Below are 18,107 nucleotides of genomic sequence, written 5' to 3'. Positions count from 1 at the left end.
GTCTCTCAAGGGAAAGATGCATGAACCTCAAGAAGGCGCAATGTTATTGCGCCTTCTGCCTTTTTGACGACATTGATATTTATCCCAATGGTTTCGGTAGGGAAACATTATGTCGCCGGATATGTCTTCATTCGCAACTCATTTAGCACAACACAACGAATCTGTTATCCTCGGGGACTTGCAGATCCCAATGCTTCGGTAAACCATTTGAGGGTCGTCTCTCGCAAGGCTAGCACATCCTCTTCTTCCGCCGAACTTTCTGCCCACAGCCGATGTTGCAAGGAGGGATATGTCACCCATGACACGTGTTGGGGATATTTTTCAGCAAGCGATTGTGCCCACGGTTTAATCCAATCGATTTGCGCAACCGGGTCGGAAATCCCGTGTTGGATCAGCACATGTTGTCCCTTGAGGGAGAGGGGACGCCGACTTAAATCGGTTTCTTCCATCAACTGAACAGCATGAGGGGTGGAAAAATCATAATCCGGATAATAATAGCGGAGATAGTCGAAGGACGGTACACCGCCGACAGCTACGACAGCCTGAATGCGTTCTGGATGGTCGACTAGTCCCGCCCATAGTGCAATGTATGCTCCAATCGAAAAACCAAATAATCCGGTACGTCGTTGTTCGTTTTCGGATTGTATGCGGGTAGTGATTTCTTTTAAACTTTCTAAGAATACGGCCGCATACAAATCGCGAAAAATATCGTGTTGGGTTAATGTCCTGACGAATTCCGGACCCTCTCGCAAAATAGGCAAAGCCATATATTCAACATCAAAATCGCGAGTCTCGCCCCAAAAATTTTTCAGGTGTCCAGGGCCTGTACTCATGCCATGGAGCATTAAGATCAAAGGTTTCATGCTCACTCAGGTTCTCTTCTTTCTATTGTCTATTTTTTTTCACGAAGACTATACATTGACTATTCGCAAGAAGTTTTGAGAATTCCTTCTGAAGCGGCGTAAATCCGGTCAAAATTGAAAATCCTAAAATCCTAATGATGGACTATGTTCACGACTAGGCAAAGAGGTTATAGTCTAAGAAGATGATAGAAAGGATAATTATGACACACGCGATTACCATGGATGCCGAGTTTCTTTCAGACGGACAAACGCCTCTTTTTATTCGCCAGGTGAGTCCTGAAAAGTGGAGAGCTCAATTGATTTTCATTCACGCCTCTCTCGTTCACAGTGAATATTATCTTCCCATCGCAGTAAAATGGGCTCAGGCAGGCATTCGTGTCATTTTACCTGATTTAGAAGGGCATGGGCGCTCTCACGGCACAAGAGGCCATCTCCGTCATTTTAGCCAGCACATCAATAACATCCAGCGCATTTATGCGCATTTGCATCAACAGTATTCCTCCCCAATTTTTATTGGCGGAGAAAGTTACGGGGCACTAATGGCTTATTTGGCGTGCCAACAAGAGCTTGAAGATGTGCTCGGAGCGATTTTAATTGCGCCTGCTTTTGGACTCCAGCTAACCCTTCCCCCCTGGCTATACGATGTCATGACCCACATTGTTCATCCCTTATTACCAAAACTTAGACCGCTGCGTCCCCTTCCTGTCCAGGGTGTCTCGCTCCATCCTGATATTAGTCGTATCATCATGGAGGACAGAAATGTTAACCGTCATTATACATTAGGCTTTCTTGTTAACCTATGGAAGGCACAAAAAGAGGCTAAACAAAAACCCCTTCCGCATTTACCCCTTTTAACCTTGTTAAGCACCCATGATGCGGTAACCCGCAATGATGATACCGAGGGCCTCTTAAAATCCCATCATAACCTAGAATTGCACTACCATAATGCCAGCGGCCATAGTTTGATTGCAGACCAACCTGATTTCGTTTTGCAGAAGTCCATCGCGTGGATAGCGCGTCAACTTCGTGCTGAATCCCTGAGACCTCGCCCAATGGGCACCCTATCCTAAAACCATCTTGGTCGTAGGTGTCGTAGGTTAAGACAAGCTCAAAACATCGAGAAGAGGCAAAACAGCGCGGGCCAAAAGACCGCCTGGCGGCACAGGCGCCTCGATTTTTTCACCATTCTGTGTTGTCCATAGGACAGCAGCGGTGGGTGAAGATGGGAGGGGAATATACGCGACGAATAAGATAGTTACCTCAGGTATGGTACGCGCGATGCGTTGTGCGGTGTCAAAATCATCCTGAACGAGAAATGGTCCCATATTCTCTTCTTGGAGATTCCATGAGTTCAGGTGATAGCGAACCGTGGAACCGGATGAAGGGGACACAGGAAGATATTCCGCGGGATCATTCGTGACCTTCACAACTTTATATCCATAACGCAATTGGATGGCTGGATATTTCTGCAATTCCTCATACGTCATGATATTTCAGGCTCCTTTCCCTTATGGGTCTCTTGATGGGATACGGAAGAGACTGTGCGAGAGATCCTCATGAAGTTTCCAAGAATTGTACATATGAAGCGAGAATACAGTTTATTATAGACGTTTTCAGCGAGCACGCGAGTTGCACCTCCACAAAACAACGCTACAATTTGAGTAATGAGTTATGCGGTGTTTCATGTATCCCGGAACAAATTTTGGAGGGAGGGATAACGTTTTTATGCGGCCCATGTATTGGATTGTGGCGATAGGCTTTGGACTCTTGGCGATTAATGCCAATCCCTTAGATTCATGGCCTGGTCTGCCCATCCACTCGCATCCTGTAACCTTACCTCTCCCTGAACCGTTTTCTGTCCAAAGCCCTCCTGAAGGACCTTTAGAAATCAGTCGCAATTGGGCAGGATATGTTAGTAATCATGGGACGTATCAATCCATTGAGGCCAGTTGGCGCATTCCCAAACTGACCTCACCCGGTTCATTAGCTGTTTGGGTAGGACTAGGGGGAGCGCCTCAACAGCGCCTTTTACAAGCAGGGACGTTAACCAAGAACACGGCAACGGGATCCCAAACGATTTTGTGGATCGAAGGTCTACCTGAACCCTTAAAACCGATTGCCCAAAACTTGCCAAGCGGAGAAGCTGTCCATGTGGCCATTTATCATGTCAAATCTCAAGAATGGGCCTTAGACTTGCAAGCCGGCAGTTACCGACAGACTTATAATGTGCAATATTCTTTGAATCCTCATTCGGCCGAATGGATTGTGGAAGATCCGCTAATCAACAACCAATTTGCCACCTTTCCGCGTTTTCAAGATATCGAACTATTTTATGCCAAGGCCAAGACCCAAGCAGGTCAGATGGTGACCGTCGAGCAATCAGTCCCCATTGATTTGCGAATTGATGGGATTATCCGCGCCGCTCCCGCTCTCATTAACGCCACCACATTCGCTGTCACTTCGTCCTCTTAACAGTAATGTGTTAACGCTCCATGGGCCAAATGGCAGGAATGGTCCATCTGGTCCACAGCTTTGGACCACTTGTCCCTAACCTCCGCTAAGAGTCAGGATCCATAATCAAATTGTCGGAACCATCCAGTTCCGATACCGAAGGGACTGGTAGATAATGTAGACCTTCGGAACGGGGGAGGGGGTAAAACATGCAGATCATTTTGTGGGCAACTGATGGCTCAGAAAGTGCATATGCGGCCGGAAAAATGGTCCAACATCTAAAGACCGGGTTTCCTGAGGCCAAAGTGATTGCCCTTTATGTTCGGGAGGTATTTGCATATCCACCACAGGCCCTCGTCCCTTCGGGTTTTGAAGATTTGGCATACAATGAACAGCGTAATGTGGAGAGGCAGATTCACGATTTGTTTGGCAATTCCCATGATGTGGAGTTAGTGGTCGTCGAAGGTCATGCCTCAACGACGATTGCTCAGGAGGCTGAACGTTATGGAGCCGACGTTATTGTGGTAGGTAGTCATGGCTACCACGGTTTCGATAGACTCGTTCTGGGGAGCGTCAGTCGCCATCTTCTGGACCATACTGTGCGGCCGGTATTGGTTGTGCGATAAACGAATCACTGGGGTAAATGAACGAAAGACGAGGAAAACGGGCCCTCGTCTTTCGTTGTGTTATGCTTTACAGTCAGTTTTTGTCTTTGTTCCTCGTTAACCCGGTATATTGGGTGGAGGAGTTCCCGGTGAGCGCCTTCGGGATACTCTTTGCTCTTTTTCCACTTTTTCCGCCTGATCAATACTCATCGCGACTTTACGTAAGGTGAGCAACAAAATCGACATGACCACAATCTGAAAAATCCACCAGGCAGGATCCCACCAATGGGGCATCCCCTCGCTGTAGGGCATTTTCAACGGCAGTGTCGGCCAAAATCCGCCTCCCATACCCATCCCCTCCTGTCCTCAAATGATGTAGATGGCGAGCCAGCTCGCAATCCACGCCAGAGCCACATAAATCCAGAAGTACACGCTTGCTTCCGCTGTCCAAAACCGTTCGGGCGCCATGTTTTGACGCACATTGCGGATAATGCTAATACCGAGCATAATCAGCCCAACGACGGCATACACGAGATCGGCGCCCAAAATGATGTAATACATTTCGCCAAAGCGGGACTGGGGCGAAACATAGCGCATTCCCCACTGGTACACCACCCCTAACATCGCAAGGAGGCCTAACCCCGCCGCGATCTTGAGGCGGGATCCCACCTGATCCCGGTCCTGAGCATGACGGCCTGCGGTTACCGCGCCCCAAGCGACCACAGCACTCACCGCCATCAAGGCCGCGACCACCACGCCAAAGCCTTGATTGGCTTGCGGGGCCACATACGTGCCGTCATAGAGATACTTCGCCTCAAACAAGACGACAAAGGGCACAATTTGGGTGGCAATAAAGACCAGCATACTAAAACGGACCGCCCGGTAATTATGCGGGGTAATTGCCTCACTGCTACGCTCTGCAGATATTTCGGGTTTGTTCACCATCGTTTTTCCCCCCTATTTGTTGTGTGGTGGCGTAGGCATGTAATCATGCCAATCATAGTGGGGATCCGTGGAGGCCCGGCTTGTGGCGGCCAGCTCATCATATGCGGTCGTCACTACCGGAACTTTGGTTCCTTCCCCATACATATACAGGCTAGCTACAATTTCTGGCTGTACCGGGAAGTTGTATCGCGGTGCAGGCGACGAGGTAAACCACTCGGGGGTTTTGGCATTCCACGGATTCTCGCTGGCTTTTTCGCCATTCGCCCAGCAGTAGCCAATGTAAATGATATTGGCCACAAAGGACGCCCCTAAGATAAAGGCGAAAATCGACACCTCAAAGTTCATCGGTTGCAGATATGCCGGGTAGGCTGGGACCCAGCGGTTCATTCCGTGGAGTCCTAAGAGGAAGAACTGGCTGAACGTCAAGTTAAAGGCAAAGAAGGTGATAATCGCCAAGGTCTTGCCCCAGGTCTCGTTGTACATCCGCCCCGAGAGTTTCGGCAGCCAGTAATACATGGCGCCAAACCCACTGAAGACCATCGATCCGATAATGGTGTAGTGGAAGTGCCCGACCACCCAGAAGGTGTCATGGAGCTGCAAGTTGACAATCGGGTCCGCCAAAAACACGCCCGTGAGTCCGCCAATGAGGAAGTTGAACATGCTCATGAAAATCCAGATCACCGGCGTGGTCAGCCGAATTTTCGACTTCCATAAGGTCCCCACTGCCGACATGTAGGCAAACCCGGTAGGAATGGAAATCATCTCGGTAAAGAAGGAAAAGGGCAAGATCTCACTGTTGCGCAAGTTGGTGAACATGTGATGCGCCCACACGAGCCCGGAGAGCATCATCACGAACACTAAGCCAATCACGGCCCATTGCCGGCCAAACAGCGATTTCTGCGCCATCACCGGAATAATTTCATTCCACAGGGCGAAGGCTGGCACAGCAATGATGTACACTTCGGGGTGCCCAAATAACCAGAAGAGCATCAAATAGGTTAACGGACTGCCCGTGGCCGTAAAGAAGTTCAAGGGCACGATTTTATCTAACAGCCCCATCACGAAGGTGGTCTGAATTTCCGGGAACCAAATCAGCATCAGCAAATTGACGGTGACTTGGCCCCACACGAACAGCGGCAAGCGCCCCCACGTCATGCCCGGCGCCCGCCGAAACATCACCGTGGCCACCAGGTTCAAAGCCACAATGAGTGAGGACATCGTTATCGCTAACACACCCAAGTAGTAGAAGATAATGCCGTTGGCGTCTTGGCCCGCTAAGGGCTCATAACCCCGCCATCCGGTTGACCATTCCCCCAAAATCGGGCTAAAGAGCACGGTCAGAATTCCTGCCGGGACCAACCAGACCCCAATGCCTGAGAGCTTGGATAACACCGTTTCACGGGCCCCAATCATGAGCGGCACAAAATAGTTGCCTAAACCGCCAATCATGAACACGGTGGCGAACGAAAACATCATCAAGGTGCCGTGAATGCCCACCGCCGTTAGATAGTTGCTGGGGTAGTGGAAAATCGTCAAATACGGCGTCATCAGTTCATAACGCATGAGCATGGCAATAGCGCCCGCAATCAGGAAACCGCCAACCGCAAACATCATATACTGGATGCCGATGACTTTGTGGTCACTGGCAATTTCCCAGTAGCGGCGCCAGCCTTTGTCCCGTTCCACCCAGCGGGTGTCAAATCCCATTAAGGGCAATAACACCGCGTCATAGACACCTATGCCTAAGAGCCATCCAATCACGGCGCCAAACCACCCCAGCGTCACCGAGGGCCCGGTCACAAAGGGATGCCCCCGAAACGGATCCACGGCAATCACAAAGGTGTTGACCAAGAGAAAGCCTATAGCGGCCCATAAAAAGCCCCGCAGCACCGGAGGCATCATGGCCTTCTTCGGGCGCGAAAGCGGTTGGTGTTCGGGCGTCATTACAGCATGTGCCACGATTATCCCTCCTTCAAAAATCTCCCTAACCTTAGTCAATCGTCCCAGACGGATTTATCCCGCCCCATTCGCTAACGATTTTTCGTATCGAATCCACTGCGCAAATTGCGCTGGCGACACCACTTTCAAGGGGGCTTCCATCCACGGATGACCCGGTCCACACACTTCAGCACATTGCACCCGCACCATGGGATTGACGCGGAAGGACGTAATCTGGGTGGGAGTCAGGTACTCATAGCGGGTTTCCCCGGGAATCACATCTTCTTTAATCCCAAAGGCCGGAATCCAAAAACTGTGAATCACATCGGCATATTGGTCGTAGGTGTGATAAGGGTCGTAGGACCGCAACACAAATTCTACGGGCTTGTTCACCGGCAGTTCCAACAGGTCTTGCCCGTTGGCATTCACGGTTTGGGTTAGCCCATATTGGGGATAACTGAAGATCCATTCCCACTGCCGGGCCGTGACATCCACAATTAAGTCGTGGGTGTTGGCCGCGGGTTCATCTAAGGCAAACATTTGCTCCATGGCGGAGGTCGTCGGATGGAGGAAAAAGAGCAAGTTGATAATAATACTGCCGCCGACCCACACCACCACAAACGCTTTGTTGTCCACCGCGAACCGGCGGTTCGCGGGTGGCATTTCGCCCCGTTTGGTGTGGAAGCGCACCATCGTAAAAAGCAGGAACAAGACGACAAACACAAAAATCGGGGTTAACACCACCATGATGAAATTAAACGCCTGCAGTGCCAATTCCCCTTGGTTGGAGACAATATAGTACATCGGGTCATGGTGAATCAGCACCCGGTCCCCAATCTCTGCCAACACACTCAAGACGACCCACAAGATCGTAAAGAGAACATTCTCTCCCATGACGGGCGTGCTCCTTTCTCAGCCTCAGGCCGGCAAAATCATGACTTTCCCGCGCATGCCCGTGCGGTAGTGAATGTACTGTTGCACAAAGCAACCATAATCCCAAATGCCCGGTTTGTTGGGCACGGTAAAGGAAATATGAATGCTGCCGCCGGGTTTCAACGTCGGACTAAAGTCGCCACCAGTTTGGATGTTAAAGAGCGCCTTCGGCCCGTCATAGGTCACAATCGCTTTATTGGGCACGAAGTTATCGATGTTATAGGGATCACTTAAGGTCACAGGGACCCCATCCCAGAAGTCTTCTGCCCAGGCATCCGCCGGCAAATTGCCAAAGGCTTGGAAATAGGCCTCATTCACATGGCGGCCCATGGTCCATTCATGCCAGTGGGTATGACTTTGATTTTGGAAGATAATGTCCATCTGGTCGCCGACGCGCCAGGTCATGTAATTGGGAATGTAATAATAGTCGTACGCGTAAAGATGGACCGTCCCCGAACTCACGGGCGATCCAAACAGACCGCGGGCGGCATCCACCAGCGCTTGGCGGCCAAACAACGTGACCGCGCCCGCTACCCCTAAAGCAGCACTCCCCACGAGGAACTGACGGCGACTCCATTGTTGTTCTTCGGGAATCTCGGGTTCCACCGGGGGCTCATTTGGTAATTTGTTCACCCAAGTTCCTCCTTCCAATCAGTTATTCATAATGTGCATTGGTGAGGAAGCGGGAACATAGTCAGAATATTTTAACTATATATAGCTGACGAGGCGTCTTGGAGTTATACCAACGCGCTCGGGTTTTGCGGGGGATAGCAATCACTAAGATGTTGTGCTGTCGTCGTGCCGGGGCAGATTAGTCTCGGTTGGCGGCAGGGATTATTGACCTCGCATAAGCCCAGGACCTGTTCCCTTTCCAAACACTTGCACGAATCACTTGCACGAACTGTGGACGTTTTTGCCTATCGGGGAATCCCCGATTACTCATCAAATTAATCTAGTTAAAGAGTGCTGTCAAGTTATATTTGATGATAATTCTTAATAGTTGTCCTAACTAACAATAATGAACTATCAGCCATTGTTATCATGGGTTTAAGACTTACCAATTTCAAAGCTATTCTTAAGATGTCGACATGGAAGGGGTTCCGGAGGGGACAACCTTCAGAATATCCCACAAATCGCTCGTCGGCGTATTATCGGGATCTCCATTGAGCATATCGCCTAAGATAAACGTTCCGAGCTTCGAGGCCGTAAACGTATAGGACTGGCTTTGTCCCGGCAACAACCCGGCTGATGGCGAAATGGCTACTTGAGAATAGGGCTCTCCGGCACCCGGAAAAGCTAAATGATGATCATGATAAACCCCAATGGATTCCGGGATCGGGCCATTATTAATAAAGTCCATATTGACGTGGTAACCTAAGGGGATCGTGATAATCAGCTGTCCTTGGGTAAACCCATCAAACACATTCGCCTGTTTGGCACTTGAGTAGGTGCTTTCAATCTTTAAATCGACCGTCTTGGTTGCCGGATGGACAATCATCCACTGCGAGGCATTGATGCTTTGTGTGCCGCAACCTGCTAATGCCAATGCCAACACACCCAAAGCTGTCACCCCAGCCCATTTACCGGCTTTTGGCATGCCTTCATTCCTCCTTTGCTAAAAAATACAAATATACATTAGCACAAATAGGACGGAATGATGATACTCTATTTATCTTTTGACAAAAAATATTAAATTAGATCGTTATAACTTTACTAGTTGTATAGTGGATTTTATACTTTATGGATATTAAGTTAAGCCACCCAATGTGCTGTCGCAAATAAGGCGGTTAAGAGGGCTCCCAAATACAATGATCCCAACCAGTATCCCCTTCTCCAGAAGGGCTGTCGCGTCAAACCGATCGCTGTTGCTAAAAGAATGGGAAAATCTTCAAAGATTAAGCGGGGAAAAGACATGAGAGGTTGTTTGTCGGAAGGAAAAAACAAGGTGACACAAAGCGCGGGAACAAGATAGGCCCATAAATATAGCGGCAAATACCGGCCATATATGACAATAATGACCAGGCTAAAAAACATAAACACAGCATCGTAAAAATTAATATCAAATCCATGGGCTGGTCCTGTGGCAAATAATTGCGGGAAATTCCATAACGCCTGATGATGAAGCCAGGCGTCGTGCACCGCTTGATCTAACGTTACCCAAGGCCATGCAAAGTGCCGTCCCCAGTTCGATTGCACCGATTGAAAAATTAATGGATCATGAAAACGCCAGGTGAGAAAACCCATATAGATACTAAGACCCAGTATGGGTCCTAAACTGTACACGGCAGCGCGCCAAAAATCCTTTTCACGCTGCCAAATCCGAACGAAGAGCAAGGCCGCTAATAACAGCCCGTAAATACTGGTCAATGTCGCCAGCACCGTCGTGACAAAAGCCAGTCGGTAATGCCTGGCTTGGACGAGATAGAGGGTGAGAAAAACCCAGGTCATGTACAGTGACTCGGTATACACAGCACTCAGATAATACGCTGTGGGGAAAAAAGCATAGACCACCACGGCCATCCAGGCAACATGGGAATCCCATTCTTTTTGGGCCCATAAGAATAGCACCAGGGTGGAAATGGCAAAGAAGAACAAGCTGAGCGCAATGCCTGCCCACACCGTGGCCCCAAAAAGATGAAGAAGCCATGGATATAGAGGAAAAAACGCCGTAGCCGTAGGACGTCCTTGATATCCATATTGCGCGATCGATAAATACCAGTAACCATCCCAATGTGCCCAAAATCCCACAACACTCTGAAACCATAATCCTCCATGCGGTGGAATTTCCCCTTGGGGAGCATCCACCCATGCGTGAGGTAAATAAATATAGGCTAAAGTGCCAATTTCCTGGAAAAATGCTCGAGACAAGACAACAACAAACATCAATAAAGCAATTTGTGATAATCCTACATGCGACGATGACGCATGATCGACAGCTGACTCATCCTGCCGCGTCAGTTGTTGTCCCATTGATCGTCCTCCCATTTGAACACTACGAAATTCCGGTCCGCTGACCGGACCGGAATTCATCAAAGATCACGACGGGTTTAAGATACACGAGCTACTTGAGGATAGGTTGTTGAGTGAACCGGAAAGCCGAGTTGTCGTTTACTTTGAATAATATACTCATTTAATGCATCTAAAGCTTGGGACAATTCTTGGTTAACCTGATCGAAATGATCACTATCGGCCTCATTAAACCGGTCTAATGCCAATTGATAACGCCATATTAATCTTTCGAACTCATCCGGACCTCCCATGGACCATTCCTCCTCTTTTCTTTGTTGTACTGAAGATTTCTTAAAAAATGATGAAAATCCTGTCTCATTGTGCCATTCCGCATAACCGGTTTCGCGGAAAGTTTACAAAGAGACAGATTTTTGACGTAATGTGTTCATCAGTTTCCAATAGGGATCAGAGCCGGGATGATCAAAGGGCCTGCGCTCGTGATTTTGTGTAATCCAGTAACCATGGGCTTTATCCGTCATATGGCCGATTGACTGGCACAAAATGCCTTCCTCACCGAGAGCTTGTTGAATCATGGGGACAGAAGACGGCCGGGCTGTCATGATTAATGTTCCTTCGCTAATCACACTCAATGGATCAATGCGGTAATGATCAAAAATTTTTTTGGTCACCGGATACACAAAAACGTTATCCGCGTTGAATTCCACACCCAAATCAGAAGCCACCGCGATTTCATAGACTGCCCCCAAAATCCCTCCTTCGGTGGCATCATGCATCGTCCTCACGCCCTCTTCTTTCACCAAATTATGCCGTAACAAGGCACGGACATCTTGCAATACGCCAATCTGTACAAAAAGGGATTGAGCCGCCTCGATTTCCTTTACGCTTAAAAATGTGCGGAGTTCTGTGGGAAATAGCCGGGCTAATATCGCTGTGCCCTGGATGGCAGCACCTTTGGTACATAATACTTCATCCCCTAATGACGCATTAGCCGGCGTGACATAGTGGGTGTGATGCCCCTGAGCGATGGCTGTGGCGGCTCCTACAACGGGAAATGTGGCCTGGTCTGAATACATTACATGCACGTTGGCGATCTGTATATGGTCCTTGTGGCAGGCATCGGACAATGCCCGCCATAAATCTTTCAAATCGGAGTCGGCCAAAGATGACGGCAAAACCAGTGAAAAAGTCATGATCATAGGCATCAGTCCGGAAACAGCCACATCTGACGCAACCACCTGAACGGCAAACCAGCATGCGTCGCGCCAGCCTAACTGGGGACGAATCACAATGGGATCCGTACTGGTAACCAGCACGTCCTCTGCGCTGACCGCAACAACTGCCATATCCATACCGGTATTAGGTCCTACTATAATTTGAGGATTGCGTTCTCCTAAAGCCGGATAAATAATGTCACGAAACAAACTCGGGGAAATTTTTCCAATGGGAAACTTCTCCATATCAACTCCGTCCGCGCCGCATTTTTTTGGTGAAATCTGCTACGATCATATGCCTTTCCTCTTCCAATGTCCCAATCCAAGATGGCCACAATCCAAAGATCTTGTCTAATGCGGGTCCCGCATACATGATCCATTCCTGCCATGGACGCCCTAAATCCCTGATTTCGTCCGTAAATAAGGCTTCGGCCGCTTGTTCATAACACAAGATCATTGGTTCATGATCTGTGATCACATAAAATACTCCAGGTCTTATTACTGCGCATTGCCGACAAATCCCCATGGGGGTGATGGTTCCTTGTGCAAGCATAATTGAAATTCCCTTTCTATCCATTCTATTCCTATAACGCCATTCAAGGGTCATAGGTCACAGGCAACGATTACCGTAGCGACCGCTTATTAATCATGTCTTTTCATTGTGGATGCAAAGAGTCATGGGATACCTTGTTGACTTTTTTGCCAATCCCCTTAATCATCATGAGCAAGGGGAAAGTTCTCAGACATCCCTTGACTGAACAATGTCCTGCTGACAGGGCAAGTCCGGAGCTTTAAATAATGGAGGCACACCATGAGTAACGCGCTATCCTTATATCTTCAGTTACATCAGTTACTTGATGAGCCCGGAGTCGAAGAAATTGTTTTAGGATCGCAAGTGGCCAATACTTTTCATTTTGATGCTCAAGATCTTCAAAATCTGCATGCGGAGGGCGCACTCAATCGCCTGGTTTTAGGCGATGGTCCAGATATTGCCCAGGTTCAACCCGAAGATGTCAGACAGATTGCCGATTGGATTAGACAAATTCCCATGTCGCTCGATTGGACAGTGAAAGATCGCAAGGAATTTCTTGAACACCGTATTTTATGGGTCATTAGGCAGCTACAACTCGGAAAAACACAAGATCAAATTTTCCATTCGACGCCACCATGGAGTCGAAATTCACCTGGTCAACATTGACAATAAGGCGGTGCCCCATGCTCATGAAATGGTTGACGATCCCCTTTGCCCTCGACATCTTTTTCATCAGCCTTATGTTAGCCAAGACTCAGCCACGAAGGGCCCGGACCATCATCCCTGTGCTGGTGGTATTTGAAATCAGTATGTTATGGATGGGATTATGGTTCGGCCACACGATATCAGCTTTCATCCAACCATGGGCACCATTCATCAGCCCCATAAGCTTGATGGGACTCGGCATATATTTGTGGTTCGAAGATGACGACGAAGACGTCGCATCATGGGCAAACCGTCCCATAGGCTCTTTTCTCTGGATTGTTTTGGGACTTTCTGTGAGCCTTGATGAGGCCATATTGGGTTTAGCCATTGGTTTTGTCAGGGTCCATCTGATCTCATGGTTTATTTTTTTCAGCCTTACGTCTCTTTCTTCGGCGCTGTTGGGATTTATCACCGGTTCCTTGGCACAGCAATGGTCATCGCCTCACATCATCAATCGGCTGATTCCTCTCTCTCTTTTCGCCGTGGGCAGCCTTCTTCTCATTCAGCAAATCTGAGACCTCGTCAAGGCAATATCTCGAGGACATCGGATAATGCAAAGATGCTTTGAGGGGGAGACGATAGAGGGCCGTACCAAGGTCTATCATAACGCCGCAGCCAAATTGCTTGCATGCCAGTACGTATAGCCCCATAGATATCCATCACCGGATTATCGCCGACAAATACGGCGTCTTGAGGCGCCACGGCTAAGAGACTCAAGGCGTGATGGAAAATTTCCGGATCGGGTTTCTTGACACCGACCTCCCCTGAAATACTAATCGCATCGAGATAGGGGCGAATTCCCAAGGTATCGATTTTTTGGTTTTGGCCAGCAGCCTGGCCATTGGTCACGACCGCTAATTTTAACCCCCGCTGTTTTAAGGTTCGGAGTGTGTCTTCCATCTCCTGGGTCCAGTGACTACACAAAGGAAAATAGGTGAACCAATGCTTCATCAACTGTTGCCATGCCGGGGGCGGCGCTTTCCACGGCAACACACGTTGTAAAGCATGCATGGCCTCTTTTCCAGAACGAATAGGCCCTCCATCTGCTTCCACGATTAAATCCGCCAATTCTTGCTTAGGCAAGGGCTTCAACAGATCATGAAAATCTCTGAAAAAATAGGTTGTAGCATAAGTCCGAATTGCTGGAATCCGGTCATAAAGCGTGTCATCGAGATCAAACAAAACCGCTTGTATCGGCTTCACACCCTTGTGATGCGACTTTTCGTTCTATGATAACCTTAAGACAGTATAGGGAAAAGCTAAAAATCAGGAAAAATAATGGGCAATGTGGGGGTCAATGATATTGGAAAAAGGCGATCATTCATTATTTTGGGAACCTCCTGGGCATAATCATCACCCCAGTCCCCCGACTTTAATCGAAGGCATATCGGGATTTATCGGCGGTTTTGTTGTCGTCATGTTATTACGCTATGGCAACCACATGACCAATTTTCTATGGTTTATCCCACCTTTTGCGGCATCGGCCATGGTCTCTTTTGAGTATTGGCGTTCCCCGATTGCGCAGCCTAAAAACATCATTGGTGGACATGTGCTGTCCTCATTTGTTGGACTTCTCGCCGTGCGCATTTTAGGCACCGCACCTTATTCCCTAGGATTAGCCGTCGGTACGTCAATTTTCTTGATGACGGTGCTACGTTTTAGTCATGCCCCAGCGAGTTCTGACCCCATCATTGTCATGGTAAATCATGCGTCATGGATGTTCCTCTTAACCCCCGTATTCGCCGGCGCGGTTACCGTCGCCGCCTTTGCTCTCTTTTATAACCGCTATATTCGCCGTAAGCCCTATCCGGTATATTGGTGGGACGTAAAAAAACCGGAAGGACATCCTTCCGGTCGCAAGCAGGTTATCCGTTAATACAACATATCAAGCGTATTGGTGTTGTCGTCCGTGAAGTATACCACCAGATGCCCTGATGCCGATTTTGTCGCATAGACACCAAAGAGGGCCGAACCCGCACCTGTTTGGGGATTGACTGGAGTTTTATCAAGCCGTTTCACCGCAACCGGGTGGGCTTTTATCGTGATTTCCTTGTGGTTTTTGGTTTCTATGGTTTTAGGCAACCGAATTTCCACCAAATTGTTGTTTTGTTGGTTGACAACCAGCAAATCGCCATTAATGGGGTCGATGGTGATTCCCGCAGGCTGGCGCAAGGGTCCACCTTGATAAATTAACTGACCCTGCCCTTGATCGGGTGTTGTGGGCCCGTCCCATTTAAAAGCCCGAATCGAGTTATCCGCTCCGTCGGTCACGTACACTTCACCCGTCGCTGGGTCATAAACCATACCTTGAGGCCCTACCGCATTATTGGCATTCGTCCCGGTGTGGGCTAGTCCCTGGCCAATCGTGAGGAACTGGGTATCCGTGCTGAAATTGGGCGGTTCGAAACCGTACATCGCTTCAATTGTGCCGTTTAAGACGTTGGTAACCAAAAATGCGGGCGCGTTTTTATTAGGCACAAACACCTGACCCCACGGCCCGTCAAGTTTAGCTTCAGAATTCACCTGGTTGGTAATGAAGCTCCCGCCATTGGGGAAGATGCCTCCATTAGGAGCCAGAACCGCATCATTTTGCTGGGTGGGATATAATCCTCCGAAATCCGCAATCCATAGCGGCCCTTTCGGGCTCACTGCGAGCGCGACGGGTCCATATTGCGCATAGTGTGAGAAAAGAGAGGTTTGACCCGTCGCTGGGTTAATCGCCACAATACTGCTGCCCTCACCATTGACACCTTGGGCATTAGAAAAGTCCGAAACCAGAAAATCTCCGTAATAGGGATTGGGGTGTGATGAAGAACCTGCAAACGTGTCCAACGTTAGCCCATAAGGGTTTTGATCACCATTTGGCGCGACAGTACTCGCGACCACGCGAATGTGATGCAGATGATTAATGTCTCCTGTTGTCGGATTGACATGTGCTGGGCTTGCTGCCAAAACCGGCGCAGCCATTAACATACTCGTTGAGGCCAGTAAAGCTAAAATCCCTTTGTGCATCGTTTTTTCTCTCCTTTAATTGCTCGATCTATCAAGTCCAAAATCACATGATACCAAACCCATTCCTCTGTCTCCCTTGCTCAAGTCCTACATTGTTTTTCATTATGGTGTACGCTGACGATCAGCTCTTTGGATGCAAAAGATTTTTAATAAGCACGGGGGTTTCCAAGAAATCAAGGACATGACAACGTAATCGCCAAGAGCGACAATACCATGGCTGTTTTTATCGTTCTATCCCGGGCTTCTAGAGGCTCGCAAGAAAAGTCGTCATGTGTGATGTTTTTTGGTTAGATGCTCACAACAAACTCAAGGCAAGCGGCAGATCAGTGTCAAAAATTCGCTATACTCTTAAATAGATGAGAAAGGGATTGCTTCACTTTCTGTCGAGTCATCTCGTAAAGCGCGAAAGGAGTCGTCTTTACGTCGAAACCCATTATTGTCCTGTTTCGGCGGGATTTACGTTTAGCGGATAATCCCGCTTTGTACAACGCGAGACACGGTCAAGTCATCCCGCTATATGTATTTGATGAGTCCTTGACCCCGGAAAATCCCCGGACTGCCAGTGAATGGTGGCAGATACAAAGTCTTTTGGCATTATCTTCAGCCTTGAATGATCTTGGGGTCTCATTAATCTTGCGCCAAGGACCTTATGCCAAGACCATTGCCGATTTGGCCAGCAGTATCGGGGTCGAGTATGTTGCGTGGAATGAAGGAATTTTTCCCGAAGAAAAAGCGCAGGATGATGCCTTAAAGCATCTGTTAATGGAACGGGGTATTCATTACCGCATTTATGCCGCAAATTATTTAACTCCTTTTCAGGAAATCATGACACAACAAAAGACCCCCTATCATCTATTCACTCCATTTTTTAGTCAGATTCGGTCGTTGTTAACGGAACAAGGCATCCCCCCGCTCCTACCTGCTCCCAGCGCGCTGAGAGGATTTGGCGTGATCCCAAGCAAAGGTCTCAAATCATGGACCGATGCGACGATTCAAGCCATATCTCCTCATCTGGCCTCAAATTGGAAACCGGGAGAAGTCGCCCAACAAAAAATATGGCAAAATTTTTTGACGCAGCATTTAGAACAATATCATGACAGCCGAGATATTTACCAACCCAAGAATTCTTCCCAACTCTCGGCAGCACTCCATTTCGGCGAAATCAGCATTCGCCAAATGCTTCATGATCTCCTTGAGCGCTACCCACTCTTTAAGGGGGACAAGGCTGTGCCATCAGGTGTTCAACATTTTTTTCGCGAACTAATCTGGCGCGAATTTTCCGCCTACCTACTCTATCATTTTCCCTTTTTAACAGAGCATCCGGCTGACAATGCCTTTACCTTTTTCCCCTGGCGCCATGCGGCCAAGGCTTTAAAAGCCTGGCAAGAAGGGGAAACGGGGTACCCCATTGTCGATGCAGGCATGCGGCAATTAAAGACCATGGGCTGGATTCCTAACCGCATTCGCATGATTGTCGCAAGCTTTTTGGTTAAAGATCTGTTAATTTCCTGGACTGATGGGGCCCATTGGTTTCTCAATCATTTAGTAGATGCTGACTTGGCGAATAATAGTGTATCGTGGCAATGGATTGCCGGTACAGGCTTTGATCATGCCCCCTTCGTTCGCATTTTCAATCCCGTGACCCAATCTCATAAATTTGATCCGGATGGTCAATACATTAAGACATGGCTTCCGGTGTTATCAAAGTTGCCCTTATCCCTGGTCCATGCCCCCTGGCAAGCGCCATCTGACGTGTTAGCATCCTTTGGGGTTTTCTTAGGTGACAATTATCCCTACCGAATTGTTCGTCATGACCAGGCCCGGGCTCGCGCCCTTAAAGCGTACACGGCGTTGAAAAATGCCTCTTCGACTTCTCCCTAAGACACCAAGGGTTCCAGGGGTGTGCATAAGCCAAGGAAGCTCTAGGCAATTTTAGCCCTAT

General features: G+C 48.6%; 21 protein-coding genes. 7 read left to right on the top strand and 14 right to left on the bottom strand.

Annotated features, from left to right (window positions below; translation table 11 throughout):
* Positions 1-164: 164 nt before the first annotated feature.
* Positions 165-863 (bottom strand): alpha/beta hydrolase family protein, encoded by a 699-nt coding sequence (locus AOA63_RS12735; RefSeq protein WP_053960053.1) that lies wholly within the window; start codon positions 861-863, stop codon positions 165-167.
* 200 nt (positions 864-1,063) lie between these two features.
* Here AOA63_RS12735 and AOA63_RS12730 point away from each other — a divergent pair, with 200 nt between their 5' ends.
* Positions 1,064-1,933 carry an alpha/beta fold hydrolase gene (locus AOA63_RS12730; protein ID WP_053960052.1) on the top strand — a complete coding sequence of 290 codons (870 nt, stop codon included), beginning with the start codon at positions 1,064-1,066 and terminating at the stop codon, positions 1,931-1,933.
* A gap of 27 nt (positions 1,934-1,960) precedes the next feature.
* Here the strand turns inward: AOA63_RS12730 and AOA63_RS12725 are convergent, their stop codons facing one another.
* Positions 1,961-2,350, bottom strand: a complete 390-nt coding sequence (locus AOA63_RS12725) for a hypothetical protein (RefSeq protein WP_053960051.1) — start codon at positions 2,348-2,350, stop codon at positions 1,961-1,963.
* A gap of 238 nt (positions 2,351-2,588) precedes the next feature.
* Between AOA63_RS12725 and AOA63_RS12720 the strand changes: the two genes are divergently transcribed.
* Positions 2,589-3,335 (top strand): G1 family glutamic endopeptidase, encoded by a 747-nt coding sequence (locus AOA63_RS12720; protein ID WP_053960050.1) that lies wholly within the window; start codon positions 2,589-2,591, stop codon positions 3,333-3,335.
* A 188-nt stretch (positions 3,336-3,523) separates the two neighbouring features.
* Positions 3,524-3,940 carry a universal stress protein gene (locus AOA63_RS12715; protein WP_053960049.1) on the top strand — a complete coding sequence of 139 codons (417 nt, stop codon included), beginning with the start codon at positions 3,524-3,526 and terminating at the stop codon, positions 3,938-3,940.
* A gap of 96 nt (positions 3,941-4,036) precedes the next feature.
* Here AOA63_RS12715 and AOA63_RS12710 read toward each other — a convergent pair whose 3' ends face one another.
* The 10 genes from AOA63_RS12710 to AOA63_RS12665 form a co-directional block, all read right to left on the bottom strand.
* Positions 4,037-4,267 (bottom strand): hypothetical protein, encoded by a 231-nt coding sequence (locus AOA63_RS12710; RefSeq protein WP_020375533.1) that lies wholly within the window; start codon positions 4,265-4,267, stop codon positions 4,037-4,039.
* An 18-nt stretch (positions 4,268-4,285) separates the two neighbouring features.
* The gene (locus AOA63_RS12705; protein ID WP_053960048.1) at positions 4,286-4,864 is read right to left on the bottom strand and encodes a hypothetical protein; all 579 of its coding nucleotides are present in this window, start codon (positions 4,862-4,864) and stop codon (positions 4,286-4,288) included.
* 12 nt (positions 4,865-4,876) lie between these two features.
* Positions 4,877-6,808 carry a cytochrome c oxidase subunit I gene (locus tag AOA63_RS12700; RefSeq protein ID WP_431607702.1) on the bottom strand — a complete coding sequence of 644 codons (1,932 nt, stop codon included), beginning with the start codon at positions 6,806-6,808 and terminating at the stop codon, positions 4,877-4,879.
* Between the two features lie 69 nt (positions 6,809-6,877).
* Entirely contained in the window at positions 6,878-7,696 is an 819-nt protein-coding gene (locus AOA63_RS12695; RefSeq protein WP_053960046.1) for a cytochrome c oxidase subunit II, read from the bottom strand.
* Between the two features lie 24 nt (positions 7,697-7,720).
* Positions 7,721-8,368, bottom strand: coding sequence for a twin-arginine translocation signal domain-containing protein (locus AOA63_RS12690; protein ID WP_053960045.1), 648 nt, complete (start codon positions 8,366-8,368; stop codon positions 7,721-7,723).
* A gap of 442 nt (positions 8,369-8,810) precedes the next feature.
* Complete coding sequence (locus tag AOA63_RS12685; protein WP_053960044.1) at positions 8,811-9,332, bottom strand: sulfocyanin-like copper-binding protein; 522 nt, start codon at positions 9,330-9,332, stop codon at positions 8,811-8,813.
* 155 nt (positions 9,333-9,487) lie between these two features.
* Positions 9,488-10,705, bottom strand: a complete 1,218-nt coding sequence (locus AOA63_RS12680; RefSeq protein ID WP_053960043.1) for a hypothetical protein — start codon at positions 10,703-10,705, stop codon at positions 9,488-9,490.
* A 77-nt stretch (positions 10,706-10,782) separates the two neighbouring features.
* Positions 10,783-10,995 carry a hypothetical protein gene (locus AOA63_RS12675; protein ID WP_053960042.1) on the bottom strand — a complete coding sequence of 71 codons (213 nt, stop codon included), beginning with the start codon at positions 10,993-10,995 and terminating at the stop codon, positions 10,783-10,785.
* A 102-nt stretch (positions 10,996-11,097) separates the two neighbouring features.
* Positions 11,098-12,162 carry an AIR synthase-related protein gene (locus AOA63_RS12670; RefSeq protein WP_053960041.1) on the bottom strand — a complete coding sequence of 355 codons (1,065 nt, stop codon included), beginning with the start codon at positions 12,160-12,162 and terminating at the stop codon, positions 11,098-11,100.
* A gap of 1 nt (position 12,163) precedes the next feature.
* Complete coding sequence (locus AOA63_RS12665; RefSeq protein WP_053960040.1) at positions 12,164-12,394, bottom strand: hypothetical protein; 231 nt, start codon at positions 12,392-12,394, stop codon at positions 12,164-12,166.
* 333 nt (positions 12,395-12,727) lie between these two features.
* On the opposite strand from AOA63_RS12665, the gene AOA63_RS12660 reads away from it, so the two are divergent.
* Positions 12,728-13,114 (top strand): hypothetical protein, encoded by a 387-nt coding sequence (locus AOA63_RS12660; RefSeq protein WP_053960039.1) that lies wholly within the window; start codon positions 12,728-12,730, stop codon positions 13,112-13,114.
* A gap of 17 nt (positions 13,115-13,131) precedes the next feature.
* A complete protein-coding gene (locus AOA63_RS12655) occupies positions 13,132-13,668 on the top strand; it encodes a manganese efflux pump (RefSeq protein ID WP_053960038.1) in 537 nt (178 codons plus the stop codon).
* Between the two features lie 7 nt (positions 13,669-13,675).
* Here the strand turns inward: AOA63_RS12655 and AOA63_RS12650 are convergent, their stop codons facing one another.
* Positions 13,676-14,356 carry an HAD family hydrolase gene (locus AOA63_RS12650; protein WP_053960037.1) on the bottom strand — a complete coding sequence of 227 codons (681 nt, stop codon included), beginning with the start codon at positions 14,354-14,356 and terminating at the stop codon, positions 13,676-13,678.
* 94 nt (positions 14,357-14,450) lie between these two features.
* Here AOA63_RS12650 and AOA63_RS12645 point away from each other — a divergent pair, with 94 nt between their 5' ends.
* Entirely contained in the window at positions 14,451-15,029 is a 579-nt protein-coding gene (locus AOA63_RS12645; protein ID WP_171822715.1) for an HPP family protein, read from the top strand.
* On the opposite strand, the gene AOA63_RS12640 is transcribed toward AOA63_RS12645, so the two are convergent.
* Entirely contained in the window at positions 15,026-16,165 is a 1,140-nt protein-coding gene (locus AOA63_RS12640) for a hypothetical protein (RefSeq protein WP_053960035.1), read from the bottom strand. The genes AOA63_RS12645 and AOA63_RS12640 overlap by 4 nt on opposite strands.
* 432 nt (positions 16,166-16,597) lie before the next feature.
* Between AOA63_RS12640 and AOA63_RS12635 the strand changes: the two genes are divergently transcribed.
* On the top strand, positions 16,598-18,046 hold the full coding sequence (locus AOA63_RS12635; RefSeq protein ID WP_347474805.1) for a cryptochrome/photolyase family protein: 1,449 nt from the start codon (positions 16,598-16,600) through the stop codon (positions 18,044-18,046).
* The last annotated feature ends 61 nt before the right edge of the window (positions 18,047-18,107 follow it).

The organism is Sulfobacillus thermosulfidooxidans (assembly GCF_001280565.1).
GTDB lineage: Bacteria > Bacillota > Sulfobacillia > Sulfobacillales > Sulfobacillaceae > Sulfobacillus > Sulfobacillus thermosulfidooxidans_A.
The sequence above is the reverse complement of the archived record's forward strand: the minus strand, read 5'-3'. Positions and strand labels throughout refer to the sequence as shown.

Excerpts from the sequence above, each read along its gene's own strand:
- AOA63_RS12685 (WP_053960044.1), bottom strand. The coding sequence starts at position 9,332 with ATGCCAAAAGCCGGTAAATGGGCTGGGGTGACAGCTTTGGGTGTGTTG.
- AOA63_RS12735 (WP_053960053.1), bottom strand. The coding sequence starts at position 863 with ATGAAACCTTTGATCTTAATGCTCCATGGCATGAGTACAGGCCCTGGA.
- AOA63_RS12720 (WP_053960050.1), top strand. The coding sequence starts at position 2,589 with ATGCGGCCCATGTATTGGATTGTGGCGATAGGCTTTGGACTCTTGGCG.
- AOA63_RS12645 (WP_171822715.1), top strand. The coding sequence starts at position 14,451 with ATGATATTGGAAAAAGGCGATCATTCATTATTTTGGGAACCTCCTGGG.
- AOA63_RS12700 (WP_431607702.1), bottom strand. The coding sequence starts at position 6,808 with ATGACGCCCGAACACCAACCGCTTTCGCGCCCGAAGAAGGCCATGATG.
- AOA63_RS12730 (WP_053960052.1), top strand. The coding sequence starts at position 1,064 with ATGACACACGCGATTACCATGGATGCCGAGTTTCTTTCAGACGGACAA.
- AOA63_RS12670 (WP_053960041.1), bottom strand. The coding sequence starts at position 12,162 with ATGGAGAAGTTTCCCATTGGAAAAATTTCCCCGAGTTTGTTTCGTGAC.
- AOA63_RS12725 (WP_053960051.1), bottom strand. The coding sequence starts at position 2,350 with ATGACGTATGAGGAATTGCAGAAATATCCAGCCATCCAATTGCGTTAT.
- AOA63_RS12675 (WP_053960042.1), bottom strand. The coding sequence starts at position 10,995 with ATGGGAGGTCCGGATGAGTTCGAAAGATTAATATGGCGTTATCAATTG.
- AOA63_RS12660 (WP_053960039.1), top strand. The coding sequence starts at position 12,728 with ATGAGTAACGCGCTATCCTTATATCTTCAGTTACATCAGTTACTTGAT.
- AOA63_RS12710 (WP_020375533.1), bottom strand. The coding sequence starts at position 4,267 with ATGGGAGGCGGATTTTGGCCGACACTGCCGTTGAAAATGCCCTACAGC.
- AOA63_RS12715 (WP_053960049.1), top strand. The coding sequence starts at position 3,524 with ATGCAGATCATTTTGTGGGCAACTGATGGCTCAGAAAGTGCATATGCG.
- AOA63_RS12705 (WP_053960048.1), bottom strand. The coding sequence starts at position 4,864 with ATGGTGAACAAACCCGAAATATCTGCAGAGCGTAGCAGTGAGGCAATT.
- AOA63_RS12695 (WP_053960046.1), bottom strand. The coding sequence starts at position 7,696 with ATGGGAGAGAATGTTCTCTTTACGATCTTGTGGGTCGTCTTGAGTGTG.
- AOA63_RS12680 (WP_053960043.1), bottom strand. The coding sequence starts at position 10,705 with ATGGGACAACAACTGACGCGGCAGGATGAGTCAGCTGTCGATCATGCG.
- AOA63_RS12655 (WP_053960038.1), top strand. The coding sequence starts at position 13,132 with ATGCTCATGAAATGGTTGACGATCCCCTTTGCCCTCGACATCTTTTTC.
- AOA63_RS12640 (WP_053960035.1), bottom strand. The coding sequence starts at position 16,165 with ATGCACAAAGGGATTTTAGCTTTACTGGCCTCAACGAGTATGTTAATG.